This window comes from Micromonospora sp. NPDC023956, assembly GCF_040639195.1.
Lineage (GTDB): Bacteria > Actinomycetota > Actinomycetes > Mycobacteriales > Micromonosporaceae > Micromonospora.
On sequence record NZ_JBEZZN010000010.1, the window covers coordinates 76,782 to 90,079 of the forward strand.

Genomic DNA, 13,298 nt, shown 5'->3' on the forward strand with positions numbered 1-13,298 from the left:
CGGCCGTACGGCGGTCAGCTGGTGACGGCGACCCCCCGGACCTGTCCGCCACCGGCCATCGTCAGCCAGCCGGCATACGGGCCCTGCTTGGCGAAGAAGTCGCCACCGCCGACGAAGGCGAACCAGTCCTGACCGCCGAGCGCGACGTCGCTGACCCGCCCACCCGCGGCCATCGTCACCCAGGGGGCGTACACGCCGTCCTTGGCGTAGAAGTTGCCGCCCTGCAACCAGCCGATCCAGTTGCCGCCCAGCACCACCTTCGACGCCCCACCGGCGTTGACCGCCTGCCACGGCGCGTACGCGCCGTCCTTGGCGTACAGCACCCCGGCGGAGTTCACGAACGCGAACCGGTCACCACTGACCGCGATGTCCCGCACCTGACCGCCGCCGGCCAGCGTCAGCCACTCGGCGTGGATACCGTTCTTGGCGTAGAAGTTGCCGCCCTCCACCCAGCCGATCCAGTTGCCGCCCAGCACCACCCTCGACGCCCCACCACTGTTCACCGCCCGCCACGGCGCGTACGCGCCGTCCTTCACGTACACCACCCCGGCGGAGTTCACGAACGCGAACCGGTCACCACTGACCGCGATGTCCCGCACCTGACCACCTTCGGCCAACGCCAGCCAGGGGGCGTACACGCCGTCCTTGGCGTAGAAGTTGCCGCCCTGCAACCAGCCGATCCAGTTGCCGCCCAGTACCACCTTCGACGCCCCACCGGCGTTGACCGCCTGCCACGGCGCGTACGCGCCGTCCTTGGCGTACAGCACCCCGGCCGAGTTGACGAACGCGAACCGGTCCGGGATGGCGTTGACCGGCGACAGGTCGGCGAAGGGCAGGTTGATCGGCGCGCCCTTGGTCACCGTGCCACCACAGGAATAGGCCGGCGCGATGTCGTGGACCGCCCCGTGCCGTCGGATCTCGAAGTGCAGGTGCGGGCCGGTCGAGTTGCCGGTGCTGCCCACGTACCCCAGCACCTGGCCCTGCCCGACCTGCTGCCCCACCACCACCGACGGCTGCCGCACCATGTGCAGGTACCGGGTCTGGTAACCCGCCGCATGGTTCAGGGTCACCAGGTAACCCCCACCACTGGTGAACCCCGCCACCGCGACCGTGCCCGGATAGGCCGCCCCGATCGCCATTCCGCTGTTACCCGCGATGTCCACCCCGTAGTGGTCGGCGTCGACCGCACCACACCGGTTGGACAACACCCCGGTCACCCGCCCACCCACCGGCTGGACCATCACCCCGGCCCCGGCCTGCACCGGCTGCGCCGGGACGAGCACGAGTCCGCACAGGACGGCCAGGAGGGTCATGACCGCCCGCCGCCGCCTCCCCACTGTTTTCCCGGTCACGCCACGTCCTCTTCTCGATCCTGTCGACATCGACCGACGTCACGAGGAAAATAGACGATCATGTGAACGGAAGGGAGCCCCGGACGGGACACGCCTGCCCGACGGGGGTCAGGGCGACGGGTTCACGCCCTCGACGGTCAGGGCGACCGGTTCACGCCCTCGACGGTCAGGGCGACGGGTCCGCGCCCGACGGGCGGGGCGGCGGGGTCAGCCGGTAGACGGAGAAGACGAAGTCGGGGCAGACCATCTGGCACGCGGTGCAGCCGGTGCAGCCCGGCGTCAGCTCCGGGAACCGGTAGCCCATCTCGTTGACCTCGGCGGACATCACCAGCACCTCGGGCGGACAGGCGAGTACGCAGAGGTCGCAGCCCTTGCACTTCTCGGTGTCGATGACCAGGGTGCCCCGACTGGTCCTGACGGTGTCGTCCGGTGTGGTCACGGGCGGGCTCCTCTCGTCATCGCCGCGACGATGTCGAGCATCTGGTCGCGTTCCCCGGGCGCGGGGGCCGGCGGCTCGGTCGCCGGTGGGAAGATCCCGCGCCGCCGCAGCGCCCGTACCGCGTTCTCGGCGGTCATCGACACGTGGTCGAGACTCGCCGCGGCGGCTGCCCCGGGATCACCCGCGACCAGCGCGGCGTGCTCGCGGCGCAGCGCGGCCCGCTCGTCGTCCATGGCGTCCTCGATGGCGAACCGGGCCGCGACCGGCACCAGCCCGCTGAAGGTACGCAGCAGGGCCCGCAGGTGCGGGCCGGCGGCGGCGAGGTTGACCACCTTGCGGAACTCCCGGGCCAGCCGCTCGAACTCGTCCACCCGGTCGCAGCCGGTCAGCGCCTCGATGAGCTTGTCGAGGGTTTCGCGCAGTCCCGGGTCGGCGGAGGTGGCGGCCCGACTGCTGGTCAGGGCGCTCAGCATGCCGTACAGCTCGAACGCCTCGCGGACCGTACGGGCGTCGAAGGCGGCCACGAAGGCGCCCCGGTAGTGCGGCAGGCTCACCAGGCCGTCCCGCTCCAACTGCGCGAGTCCCTCCCGGACCGGGGCCCGGCTGACCTCGAGGGCGGCGGCGACGGCGTCGAGGTCGATCCGGTCCCCGCTGCGCAGGGTGCCGTCGAAGAGCAACCCGAGGATGTGTTCGGCGACCGCCTCACCGGCCTTCGTCCGTACCAGTGGCGTCATGTGGTCAACTCCCCGAGTGGATAGCTCTGTTCCAGCGATCCGCCAAGATATCCGGGGCCCTCGTTCGCCGGCACGAACCACCCGGTCGGGCACATGGTGAGGATCTCCACCAGGCTGAAGCCGGCCCCGGCGAGCTGTGTCTCGAAGGCCCGGCGCAGCATCCGCTTGGTCTGCGCCACCCCACCGGCGGTGGAGACCGCGCCCCGGGCGACGTAGGCGCTGCCCCGCAGTCCGGCGACCAGGTCGGCGACCGGGATCGGGTACCCGTGCGTCTCCGCGTCCCGACCGGCCAGGCTGGTCTTGGTGCGCTGGCCGAGCACGGTCGTCGCGGTGAGCTGGCCGCCGGTGTCCCCGAAGACCCCGTTGTTGAGCAGGACGCAGGTGATCCGCTCGCCCCGGGCGGCGGCGTGCAGCACCTCCTGGAGTCCCTCGTTGGCCATGTCGCCGTCGCCCTGCATGGTGAAGACGGCGCACTCGGGCCGGACCCGCTTGATGCCGGTGGCGCAGGACGGCGCCCGTCCGTGCAGGCACTGGAGCACGTCCACGTCCATGATCCGTACGAAGCTGCCGTAGCAGCCGTGGCCGACCACCCCGATGGTCCGTTGCACGATGTCCAGCTCCTGCAACACCTCCAGCAGCAGTCGCAGCGCCACCGGCTCGCCGCAGCCCGGACAGAGCGAATGCTCTCCGAGCAGCAGCGAAGGGCGCGGGTCGGCCACCTTGCGGGCCGGAACCCGGGGCGGACCGGAGGTGTCGATGGTGATCCGTTCACGGCTCATGCGGCGGGACCTCCGGGAAGGACGGCGAGGATGCGGTCCCGGATCACCGGGGCGTCCATCAGGTCGCCGTAGGCGAGACCGGACTCGGCGATGCTGACGCCGCCGACGAACCGGACGGCCGAGCGGTCGGCCGCGTGGATGCGGACGTCGTCGAGCATCTGTCCGGCGTTGAGTTCGAACACGAGCACCCGACGGGCGCCGGTGGTGGCGGCGGTCAACGCCGCTCCCGGGAAGGGCCAGAGCGTCACCGGCCGGAACCAGCCGATCCGGTACCCCTCGGCGCGCAGCTCCTCGACCACGTACTCGACGAAGAGCGCCGCCGTGCCGAACGCCACCACCACCGTCTCGGCGTCCTCAGTGTGGGCCTGCTCGAAGCGGCTCTCGGTGGCGGCGATGGCGTCGAACTTGTCGGCCACCGCCCGCCAGTGCCGGTCGGGCCCGGGGCCCGGGTCGGTGGCCTTGCCCATCGCCCAGGTCCAGACCTGGCGGGACCGGCCGGTGCCCCCGCCGGTGCCGTCGAGCACCCAGTCCCGGTCCGGCAGCGGCCCGTGGTCCACCGGCTCCACCGTCACCGACACCCGGGTCTGGGCGATCAGCGGGTCGCCGTAGAGGATCACCGGCGCGCGGTGCAGTTCGGCGAGGTGGAAGAGGAGCTGGGTGTGCGCGACGGCCTCGGTGACGTCCTTCGGCGCGAGGGTGATGGTCCGGTAGTCCCCCCACCCACCGCCGCGCGTGCACTGGAAGTAGTCCTGCTGGTTGCGGGCCATGTTGAAGACCACGAACGGGGTCTGGTTGAGCGCCGCCTCGGCGATGGTCTCCTGCATCAGGGCGATCCCCTGCCCGCAGGAGCCGGTGGCGGCCCGGGTGCCGGCCGCCGCCGCGCCGAGCACCATGTTCACGCCCTCGATCTCGCTCTCCGCGTTGAGGCAGACGCCACCCACCCCGGGCAGCTCGCGCGACATGCTCTCGAGCAGTCCGGTGAACGGCGACATGGGATAGCCGGCGAAGAAGCGGCAGCCGGCGGCGATCGCCGCCGACGCGATGGCCGCGTTCCCCTCCAGCAGTTCCCGGGTCACCGGGCCACCCCCGCCGGAAGGCCGACCGGTGCGGCGGGGACGGCGGCACCGGCGGCGAGCGCTCGGGCGTTGGCTGGGGCGTGCTGCCGGCGGTACGGCGGAAGCAGCTCGGTCATCGCCTCGACCAGGGCGGCGGGATCGACCGTCCGGGTGACCGCGTTGTACGCGCCGAGCAGGACGAAGCCGATGGCCTGGGGCGCGTCGACCGACCGGGCCACGGCGGTGGCGTCCACCGGGTGCACCGTCATGTCAGGCAGGCTCGCCGGGTCGACCAGCGGGACGTTCACCACCGCCGGGCCGCCGGGGCGCAGCCGGGCCAGGGCCGGCTCACTGAACCGGTGGTGGACGACGATCGCCGACCAGGCGGAGGCGAGCACCGGCAGGCTCCGCAGCGGCGCGTCACCGATCACCACGCCGGCCCGGGACGGACCGCCCCGCATCTCGCCGCCGTACTCGGCGGTGAGCATGGCGTGCCGGCCCTCGCGGGTCGCGGCGAGGGCGAGGGTCTTGGCGAGCAGCTGGATACCCTGACCGCCCACTCCGGTGACCACGAGTTCACGCTCCATGCGCCCTCCCGACCGAGACCTTGACCTGATTTGAATATTGAATACAAAATCTAACCAGCAGGCAAGACCGGTACCGCCGGCTGTCCGAAGGGAGCACGGATGCGCGCCGCCGTTCTGCACGGCTTCGCCGACCTCCGGGTCGACGAGGTGCCCGATCCCGAGGTAGGCCCCGGTGACGTGGCGATCGACGTCTCCTGCGTGCAGCCGAGCGTCACCGAGTGCATGCTGATCGCCGGGGCGCGGATCGCCCTGCACCACCGGCTGACCGAGGCGTTGGCCGCCGGGCCGGTCCGCTTCGGCGGGCACGAGTTCTGCGGGGTGGTCCGGGCGGTCGGCGCCGGGGTGCGACGGTACCGGCCCGGGGACCGGGTCACCGCCGTCGAGACGCTCACCTGCGGGCACTGCGCGGCCTGCCGGCACGACCGGGCCGACGCGTGTGTGCGGCCCGAGTTCGTCGGGTTCACCCGACCGGGCGCACTGGCCGAACAGGTGGTCGTGCCGGAGAGCGCCGTGGTGCCGGTGCCGGCCGGGGTCAGCGCCGCCGCCGCGGCGGCCGTCCAGCCGCTCGCCGGGGCGCTGCACGCCCACGCGCTGGCCGCGGTCGCGCCCGGCGAGACGGTGCTGGTGCTCGGTGCCGGGGTGATGGGGCTGCTGGCCGTCCAGGTCGCCCGCCGGGGCAACGCCGGCCTGGTCGCGGTCAGCGGCCGGAACCCGGCCAAGCTCGCTCTGGCCCGACAGTTCGGTGCCGACCTCGTCGTCGACGCGACCTCGACCGGCCCCGACGGGGCCGACCCGGTGCTGGCGGCGATCCGGGACGCCACCGGGGGCGTCGGCGCGGACGTGGTGATCGAGACCGCGGGTGGCGCACCGCAGCTCGGCCTCTCCGGCGTGGACACTCTGGACCTGGCCGCCCGCTGCGTGCGGCGGGGCGGCCGGGTGGTCGGTGTCTCGGTGCCGCCGGACGACGTACCGGCGCCCCTGGGGCTGCTTCGCGAACGGGCGGTCTCCCTGCTGCACCCCCGCTCCGGCGCCGGCGGCTACTCCCCCTCCGGCACCGTCTTCGCCCACGCCCTGCGCCTGGTCGCCCGCGCCGACGTCGACGTCGAGTCCCTCATCACCCACCGGCTGACCGGCGTCGAGTCGATCGTCGAGGCGGTCCGGATCACCGGCGACAAGGCCGCGTACGGGGCGATCAACCCGGCGCAGGTCCGCATCGGCGTCGACTGGGGGCGGTCGTGAACCTGCTGATCGGCGAGATCGTCCGGCTGGCCGCGCGGATGGCCCCGGGCGCCGTGGCGGCCACCCTCACCGGCCGCCGGATCACCTTCGGCGAGCTGGACCGGCAGGCGAACCGGACCGCGAACGCGCTGGCCGGACTGGGAATCCGGGCCGGCGACCGGGTGGCCTGGTCGACCGCACCGACCCTGCGCACCCTCGACGCCTTTCTGGGCTGCGCCCGCCTCGGCGCGGTCTTCGTGCCGGTCAACCCGGCCCTCTCCGCCGCCGAGGCCGAGGCCGTGCTCGGCTACCTGGAGCCCCGGCTGCTGGTCGCCGACCGGGACGTCGAGCCGGTGGGCGTACCGCTGGCCCGCATCGGAGCTGCCCCGGGCGCCGGAGCCGACCTCGACGCGCTGACCGCACGGGCCTCGGCGGGCGCGCCGGCCGGCGCCGAGCGGTTGGCCGACACCGAACCGCACATCATCTACCTGACCAGCGGCAGCACCGGCCGACCGAAGGGCGCGCTGGTCAGCCACCGGGCCAGTTGGCTGCGCGCCGCGCCGGGCGGCGGCACCTTCACCACCACCATCCGGGGCACCGGCGGGGTGCTGTGCAGCTTCCCGCTCTACCACTACGGCGGCTGGCACTACGTGCTGGAGGCGTGGCAGAACCGGACCGCCGTGCACCTGGTCCCCCGGGCCGACGCGGCCCGGCTCATCGACGTGGTGCACGCCGAACGGCCGGCGGCGCTCTACTGCATCCCGGCGGTCTGGGAACGGCTGCTCGACCCCGAGCACCGCCGGGCCGACCTCTCCTCGCTGCGGCACGCCGACACCGGCACCTCGGCCCTCCCGGTCGACCTGGTGGAACGGATCAAGCGCCGGCTGCCCGACACCACCACGACCATCCTGTACGGCTCCACCGAGGCCGGCCGGATGGCCGCGCTGCCCGACGCGGACCTGGCCCGCAAGCCGGGCAGTGTCGGCCGGCCGGCCTTCCCCGGCGCGCTCTGGATCGACGCCGGGCAGACCGGCGCGACCGGGACCCCCGGACAGACCGGTGAGGTCCTGGTCACCGGGCCGGCGCTGATGTCGGGCTACCACCGGCTGCCGGCGGAGACCGCGGCGGCCCTGCCGGACGGCGTCTACCGCTCGGGCGACCTCGGACGCCTGGACGAGGAGGGTTACCTGCACCTGACCGGCCGGCTCCGGGAGGTGATCCGGACCGGGGGCGAGTCGGTCTCGCCGGTGGAGGTGGAGACGGCCCTGCGTGGGCTGGCCGGCGTCGTCGACGTGGCCGTGGTCGGCCTGCCCGACGAACGCTGGGGAGAGGTGGTCTGCGCGGTGCTGGTCCTGGCCCACGACGCGCCCCACCCGGACGTCGACGCGGTACGCGCGCACGTCGCCGGTCGGCTGGCCGGCTTCAAGCAGCCCCGCCGGGTGGTCGTCCTGCCCGCCATCCCACGTACCGCCGCCACCGGCCAGGTGCAGCGGTCCCGGATCCGCGCGGCGCTGGGCGGCGCCCCGGATCGGCGCGGCTAGCCACGCACCCCGCCCGGGGCCGGGACGTGTACCGCTCGCCCCCGCACGGGCCCGCCCGGCACCGGAGCAGCGCCGGGAACCCCGGCAGCGGGACGGTGCCGGGGCCGGGCGGGCCGGGGTCAGCCGGCGCGGAACCGGGCGCGGAGTTCCGCCTTGGCGACCTTGCCGCCGGAACCGCGGGGCAGCTCGTCGACGAGTTCCAGCCGCTCGGGCCAGTTCTCCGGGGAGACCCCCCGCTCGGCCAGGTGGGCCCGGAGGCCGTCCAGGTCGAGGGTGGCACCGGGGTGCGGCACCACCACCGCGCAGACCCGTTCGCCGTACGTCGGGTCGGGCACCGCCACCGCCGCCACCAGGGCGACCGCCGGGTGCGAACCTACCTGGTCCTCCACCGCCGCCGCGCTGACGTTTTTGCCGCCCCGGATGATGAAGTCCTGCTTGCGGTCGACCACCCGCAGGTAGCCGTCCGCGTCGACGGTGCAGATGTCCCCGGTCAGCATCCAGCCGTCCGGGGTGAAGAGGCGCTCGTTGGCCGCCGGGTCGGCGAAGTAGCCGAGGCAGGTCGCCGGACCGGCGCAGGCCGCCTGTCCGGGGCCGCCGGTGGCGGTGACGTCGGTGCCGTCCTCGGTGAGCAGCCGGACGTTCATCTCGTCGATCACCCGGCCGGCCGTCCGCAGCCGTGCGTCGGTGCCGTCGTCCGTGGTGGTCCGGGAGAGCGCCCCGGTCTCGTTGGAGCCGAAGAACTGGAGGACCCGGGCACCGGTACGGCGCTCGAAGTCGGCCGCCCGTTCGAAGGGGACCGCCTCGCCGCCGGTGAACATGCACCGCAGTGAACTGAGGTCGTACCGGCCCGGGTCGGCGTTGAGCATCATGATGAACTGCGTGCTCACGCAGCAGAGCACGGTGACCCGTTCCCGCTCGATCAGCTCCAGGGCGCCGGTGGCGCTGAACCGGGGCATCACCACGGTCGGCGCGCCGAGCAGGGTCGGCGTGAAGTTGGCCGTCCACTGGGCGAAGCCGTACGGCGCGGGGATCAGGGTGAGGAAGACGTCGTCGCCGGTGAGCGCGCCCGCCTCGACGGCGAGCCGGTGGTAGTACATCCAGCGGTTCTGGTTGTGCACCACGCACTTGGGCATACCGGTGGTACCGGAGGTGCCGTTGAGCAGGTGGATCTCGCCGAGTCCCAGGGCCCGCCCGGTGATCAGCGCCCGTTCGGCGGCGGTCGGCGCGGGCCAGCCGGCGTCCGCGACGTCCGCCGGCAGTTCCAGCCGGACGGCCAGCGGCAGCCCCTCGACCAGCGCGGCGACCGGCTCGCCCCGGTGTTCGGCATGGCTGACCAGCGCGGTGGCCCCGCTGGTGGTGAGCAGGTGCCGCACCTCCAGCCGACCGGCGCGGGGGCCGATCGCCACCACCACGACCCCGGCCTTGAGCGCGGCCAGGTAGACCACGTGCACCGGCACCCCGTCCGGCAGGAGCACCCCGACCCGCTCCCCCCGGGCGAGCCCGTGGCGCAGCAGCACGGCGGCGAGCCGGTCGGAGAGGTCGTCGAGTCCCCGCCAGCTGACCCGGTCGGTGCCGGCGACGAAGGCCGGCCGCGCCCCGATGGTGGTGGCGTGTCGGCGTACCCGGTCGACCAGGGTGTCGTCGCCCCAGCGGCCCACCTCGGCCACCCGCTGCGCCACGTAGCGCTCGTGCGCGCTGCCCGCGGCCGGGGCCGTGCCGGGCGGGAAGAGAGCCGAAACCTCGTTGAGCTGCACTGTCCCCCCTACCAAACAAGCGCTTGTTTGTGGCATTCTGGGTCGATCGGCGACACGTGTCAAGGAGAAGGTATGCGGATCTGGCGGACCTCGGACCACACCGACCTGTTGACCGTCGCCGTCGGCCCCGGCGACCGGACGCACCGTTCGTTCGACGTGGGCGGGGAGATGCTCACCGGGCACGTGCCCGGCGCACCGGCGGTGCTCTCCACCCCTGCCCTGATCGGCCTCCTGGAGGACACCGCCGCCGACATCCTGCGTCCCCGCTTCACGCCGGGAGCCGCCTCGGTGGGCACCTGGATCGGCGTGCACCACCGCGCCCCGGCACTGGCCGGGGACCGGGTGGACGTCGTGGCGACGGTCGCCACCGTGACCGGCCGGCACATCACCTTCGACGTGACCGCCTCGGTCGACGGCCGCACCATCGGCGACGGCCAGGTCACCCAGACCCTGATCCGGGCCACCGGGGCCTGACCCCGACCCACCGGCCACCCGAGCCGGCCCACCGGCCCGCTCCCCGCCGGTACGCACCGGCCCGCCGCCGGTCAGAGCAGCGCCCGCAGGGCCGCCTTGTCCACCTTGCCGCCCGTGCCCAACGGGAGCATCGCCAGCTCGACCAGCCGCTCCGGCCAGTTGACCTTCGACACTCCGGTGGTGTCCAGATGGACCCGCAACTCGTCCAGGGTCAGACCGGCCCCCTCGCGGGTCACCACGAAGGCGCAGACCCGCTCCCCCAGCACCTCGTCGGGCATGCCGACCACCGCGACCTGGGCCACCCGGGGATGCCCGCCGACCGCCTCCTCCACCACCGGCGCGCTGACGTTGTGCCCGCCCCGGATGATGAAGTCCGCCGTCCGGCCGGTGACCGAGAGGTAGCCGTCGTCGTCCAGCCGCCCCAGGTCCCCCGTCCGTAGCCAGCCGTCCGGACGGAACAGCAGCTGGTTGGCGGGCTCGTCCCGGAAGTACCCGGAGGTGCAGCCGGGACCGTTCACCGCCACCTGCCCCGGCCCTCCGGGCACCGGTTCGCCGTCCGGGCCGAGCAGGCGTACCCGCATCTCCGGCACCGGCCGTCCGGCCGTGCCCAGCCGCGCCGGGCGGGGATCGTCCACCCGGGTCACCGAGATCGGGCCGGCCTCGTTGGAACCGTAGAACTGGAGCACCGCGGAGCCGGTGCGCTCCTCGAACTCCGCCGCCCGGTGCGGTGGCACCCGCTCGCCCCCGGTGAAGAGCACCCGCAGCGAACCGAGATCACGCCGGGCGAACGACTCGTGGTTCAACAGCATGATGAACTGGCTGGTCACCGCAGCCAGGACGGTCACCCGGTGCCGCTCGATGAGGTCGAGGGTGCCGGCCGGGTCGAACTCGGCGGCCAGGACGGCGGGGAACCGGTAGCGGGCCGGTACGACGTGCGCGCTCCACAGCCCGAAGCCGTAGGGCGCGGGCAGCGCGCTGAGCACCACCTCGTCCGGGCCGAACGCGCCGGCCCCGGCGGCGAGCGCGGCGAAGTACTTGCGGACGTTCATGGTCTGCCGCACGCACTTGGGCCGCCCGGTCGTGCCCGACGTGGAGTTGAGGAAGAACAGGTCGTCCGGGCCGAGGCCCCGACCGGCGAGCAGGTCGACGGCGTCCGGCAGCGACGGCACCGGCAGGGCCGCGCCGCCCCGGCACAGCACCGGCGCCCCGTCCACCAGGTCCAGTTCCAGGTGGTCGCGCGCGCCGGTGACCCGGGCGATCTCCGCGGCCGGCCGGCCCCGGTGGACGGCCCGGCTGAGCAGCGCGACCGCGTCGGTGTGCCGCAGCAGGTGACCGATCTCGGCGTCGCCGGCCCGGGGACCGAGTCCCACCGTCACCAGACCGGCCTTCTGTGCGGCCAGGTACGCGACGTGGGTGAGCGCGCCCCCGGTGAGCAGCACGGCCACCGGTTGCCCCGGCGTCCAGCCGGCCAGCACGTACGCCCCGGCCAGGCGGGTCGCCGCCGCGTCGTACTCCCGCCAGGTCAGCGTCCCCTCGGGGGCGTGGAAAGCCACCGCGTCCGGGGCGGCGGCCGCGTTGCGGGCCACCAGGTCGGCGATCGTGTCGGCGTCCCAGGAACCGTCGGCGTAGTACCGCTCGATCGTCGTCGCGGAGAACTCAGACACCTGCCCCACCGTCCATTCGCAGCACCGCGCCGGTGGCGAACCTCGCCTCCGGTGATCCGAGATAGGCGATCGCTCCGGCGATCTCCTCGGGTTGGGACACCGGCGGGTCCACCAGCGCCCGGCCGTGCGCCAGCAGTCCCGGGTCCGCCGCCGGCACCGGCGTCAGGTTCCGGGTCATCCCGGTGTCGATCGATCCGGGGCAGACACAGGTGACCCGGACCCCGAGGGGGGCGTACTCGACCGCGAGCGCCCGGGTCAGCCCGACCACCCCGGCCTTGGCCGCCGAGTACGCGGCGCTGTATCGGTAGCCCCGCACGCCGGCCAGCGAGGAGACCGTGACCAGCGCGCCACGCGCCGCGACCAGGTGCGGCAGTGCCGCCCGCGCGGTCAGGAAGGTGCCGGTCAGGTTCACCGCGAGCAGCCGCTCCCACTCGCCGAGCGGAACCTCGGTGGTGTGCGCGAAGGAGGCCACCCCGGCGGCGGTCACCACCAGGTCCAGACCACCGCCCCAGGCCACCGTCCGGTCGACCGCCGCGCCGAGGGCCGTCTCGTCCCGGACGTCGACCGCGAGCGCCAGGCCGGCCGGACCCAGCCCGGCGTCGTCGGCCCGCAGGTCCAGGCAGGCCACCCGGGCGCCCTCGCCGGCCAGGCGACGGGCGGTGGCCCGGCCGAGCCCACCGGCGGCCCCGGTGACCAGCGCGACCCGCCCCTCGTACCGGCCGCTCATCGGTCCGCCGCGCCGCCGCCCGGCGTTGCGTCCCCCGGCGACCCACCGTCCACCGGCCGTCCGCCCGCAGCTCCGCCACGACCTCGTCCCCGGTCCGTCCGCTCGTCTGCCATCGCCGCCTTCTCACCGCCGGTGCGCCCGGTCCTCGCGGTCGGCCCGCCAGCGGTTCGGCGGCATCAGCTCGACTCGATACGCCAGGGCCGTGTGCAGCAAATTTACCAAGCGCTTGATTGGTTGCGCTACCCTGTTCGCGGAGCGGCACCATCCGCCGAGGCCGCCGGTACACTCCGGAGGCCGTTCGGCGGCACGTCCTGCGGGACGGCCGGCGACCAAACCCCTGTTCCGTCGACCTGTCTGTGAGAAAACATGGCGCGAGAGCCTGGAGTCCGGCGCGAGGCGATCCTCGACAGCGCCGCCGCCCTGTTCGCGAGCAAGGGTGTGGCGGCGACCACCGTCCGGCAGATCGCCGACGACGTCGGCATCCTCTCCGGGAGCCTCTACCACCACTTCGAGTCCAAGGAGGCGATGGTCGACGAGATCATCTCGTCCTTCCTCGAGGACCTCCAGCGCCGGTACGAGCAGGTCCTGGCGCAGCAGATCGACGCCCGGCGACGCCTGCACGACCTGGTCGTGGCCTCGCTCGAAGTGGTCGAGCAGCACCCGCACGCCACCGAGATCTACCAGAACGACGTCAACTACCTGCTCCAGTTCGACCGGTTCGACTACCTGCGCAACGCCGGCCGACAGGTGCAGAACACCTGGCTGGCGGTGATCGAGGCGGGTATCGCCGAGGGCACCTTCCGGGCCGACGTCGATCCGAAGATCCTCTACCGGCTGATGCGGGACGCGGTGTGGCTCTCGGTGCGCTGGTTCAAGCCCAGCGCCGACCACCCGATCGCCCGGCTGGCGGAGGACTGCACCTCGCTCTTCCTGGACGGCCTGACCAACCGGCCCAAGGAGGGCTGAACCGCACC

General features: G+C 73.7%; 13 protein-coding genes. 4 read left to right on the forward strand and 9 right to left on the reverse strand.

Features of this window, described 5'->3' with window-relative positions; translation table 11 throughout:
- Nucleotides 1–14 precede the first annotated feature (14 nt).
- From AB0F58_RS20030 to AB0F58_RS20055, 6 genes are all read right to left on the reverse strand, one after another.
- The gene (locus tag AB0F58_RS20030) at nucleotides 15–1,352 is read right to left on the reverse strand and encodes a M23 family metallopeptidase (RefSeq protein ID WP_357144766.1); all 1,338 of its coding nucleotides are present in this window, start codon (nucleotides 1,350–1,352) and stop codon (nucleotides 15–17) included.
- A gap of 166 nt (nucleotides 1,353–1,518) precedes the next feature.
- A complete protein-coding gene (locus AB0F58_RS20035; RefSeq protein WP_357144769.1) occupies nucleotides 1,519–1,791 on the reverse strand; it encodes a 4Fe-4S dicluster domain-containing protein in 273 nt (90 codons plus the stop codon).
- Nucleotides 1,788–2,525, reverse strand: coding sequence for a GntR family transcriptional regulator (locus AB0F58_RS20040; RefSeq protein WP_357144772.1), 738 nt, complete (start codon nucleotides 2,523–2,525; stop codon nucleotides 1,788–1,790). The genes AB0F58_RS20035 and AB0F58_RS20040 overlap by 4 nt, the downstream gene beginning before the upstream one ends.
- Nucleotides 2,522–3,304, reverse strand: coding sequence for a thiamine pyrophosphate-dependent enzyme (locus AB0F58_RS20045; RefSeq protein WP_357144776.1), 783 nt, complete (start codon nucleotides 3,302–3,304; stop codon nucleotides 2,522–2,524). Before AB0F58_RS20045 ends, AB0F58_RS20040 begins: the two co-directional genes overlap by 4 nt.
- On the reverse strand, nucleotides 3,301–4,380 hold the full coding sequence (locus tag AB0F58_RS20050; protein ID WP_357144779.1) for a hypothetical protein: 1,080 nt from the start codon (nucleotides 4,378–4,380) through the stop codon (nucleotides 3,301–3,303). Before AB0F58_RS20050 ends, AB0F58_RS20045 begins: the two co-directional genes overlap by 4 nt.
- Complete coding sequence (locus AB0F58_RS20055) at nucleotides 4,377–4,946, reverse strand: 2-oxoacid:acceptor oxidoreductase family protein (protein WP_357144782.1); 570 nt, start codon at nucleotides 4,944–4,946, stop codon at nucleotides 4,377–4,379. Before AB0F58_RS20055 ends, AB0F58_RS20050 begins: the two co-directional genes overlap by 4 nt.
- 99 nt (nucleotides 4,947–5,045) lie before the next feature.
- Here AB0F58_RS20055 and AB0F58_RS20060 point away from each other — a divergent pair, with 99 nt between their 5' ends.
- Both AB0F58_RS20060 and AB0F58_RS20065 read left to right on the forward strand, forming a co-directional pair.
- Entirely contained in the window at nucleotides 5,046–6,185 is a 1,140-nt protein-coding gene (locus tag AB0F58_RS20060; protein WP_357144785.1) for an alcohol dehydrogenase catalytic domain-containing protein, read from the forward strand.
- Nucleotides 6,182–7,705: a class I adenylate-forming enzyme family protein gene (locus tag AB0F58_RS20065; RefSeq protein ID WP_357144787.1), complete on the forward strand. Its 1,524-nt coding sequence runs from the start codon at nucleotides 6,182–6,184 to the stop codon at nucleotides 7,703–7,705. The genes AB0F58_RS20060 and AB0F58_RS20065 overlap by 4 nt, the downstream gene beginning before the upstream one ends.
- A gap of 119 nt (nucleotides 7,706–7,824) precedes the next feature.
- On the opposite strand, the gene AB0F58_RS20070 is transcribed toward AB0F58_RS20065, so the two are convergent.
- Complete coding sequence (locus tag AB0F58_RS20070) at nucleotides 7,825–9,459, reverse strand: class I adenylate-forming enzyme family protein (protein WP_357144790.1); 1,635 nt, start codon at nucleotides 9,457–9,459, stop codon at nucleotides 7,825–7,827.
- Between the two features lie 72 nt (nucleotides 9,460–9,531).
- On the opposite strand from AB0F58_RS20070, the gene AB0F58_RS20075 reads away from it, so the two are divergent.
- On the forward strand, nucleotides 9,532–9,933 hold the full coding sequence (locus tag AB0F58_RS20075) for a hypothetical protein (RefSeq protein ID WP_357144792.1): 402 nt from the start codon (nucleotides 9,532–9,534) through the stop codon (nucleotides 9,931–9,933).
- A gap of 71 nt (nucleotides 9,934–10,004) precedes the next feature.
- Here AB0F58_RS20075 and AB0F58_RS20080 read toward each other — a convergent pair whose 3' ends face one another.
- Together AB0F58_RS20080 and AB0F58_RS20085 are read right to left on the reverse strand one after the other, a co-directional pair.
- Complete coding sequence (locus AB0F58_RS20080) at nucleotides 10,005–11,597, reverse strand: class I adenylate-forming enzyme family protein (protein WP_357144795.1); 1,593 nt, start codon at nucleotides 11,595–11,597, stop codon at nucleotides 10,005–10,007.
- Entirely contained in the window at nucleotides 11,590–12,324 is a 735-nt protein-coding gene (locus AB0F58_RS20085; protein WP_357144798.1) for an SDR family NAD(P)-dependent oxidoreductase, read from the reverse strand. The genes AB0F58_RS20080 and AB0F58_RS20085 overlap by 8 nt, the downstream gene beginning before the upstream one ends.
- Before the next feature lie 366 nt (nucleotides 12,325–12,690).
- Between AB0F58_RS20085 and AB0F58_RS20090 the strand changes: the two genes are divergently transcribed.
- On the forward strand, nucleotides 12,691–13,290 hold the full coding sequence (locus tag AB0F58_RS20090) for a TetR/AcrR family transcriptional regulator (protein WP_357144800.1): 600 nt from the start codon (nucleotides 12,691–12,693) through the stop codon (nucleotides 13,288–13,290).
- Nucleotides 13,291–13,298 lie beyond the last annotated feature (8 nt).

What these genes read in the sequence shown, in the direction of transcription:
- AB0F58_RS20040 (WP_357144772.1), bottom strand. Translation starts at nt 2,525, where the DNA reads ATGACGCCACTGGTACGGACGAAGGCCGGTGAGGCGGTCGCCGAACAC.
- AB0F58_RS20045 (WP_357144776.1), bottom strand. Translation starts at nt 3,304, where the DNA reads ATGAGCCGTGAACGGATCACCATCGACACCTCCGGTCCGCCCCGGGTT.
- AB0F58_RS20055 (WP_357144782.1), bottom strand. Translation starts at nt 4,946, where the DNA reads ATGGAGCGTGAACTCGTGGTCACCGGAGTGGGCGGTCAGGGTATCCAG.
- AB0F58_RS20060 (WP_357144785.1), top strand. Translation starts at nt 5,046, where the DNA reads ATGCGCGCCGCCGTTCTGCACGGCTTCGCCGACCTCCGGGTCGACGAG.
- AB0F58_RS20075 (WP_357144792.1), top strand. Translation starts at nt 9,532, where the DNA reads ATGCGGATCTGGCGGACCTCGGACCACACCGACCTGTTGACCGTCGCC.
- AB0F58_RS20085 (WP_357144798.1), bottom strand. Translation starts at nt 12,324, where the DNA reads ATGAGCGGCCGGTACGAGGGGCGGGTCGCGCTGGTCACCGGGGCCGCC.
- AB0F58_RS20090 (WP_357144800.1), top strand. Translation starts at nt 12,691, where the DNA reads ATGGCGCGAGAGCCTGGAGTCCGGCGCGAGGCGATCCTCGACAGCGCC.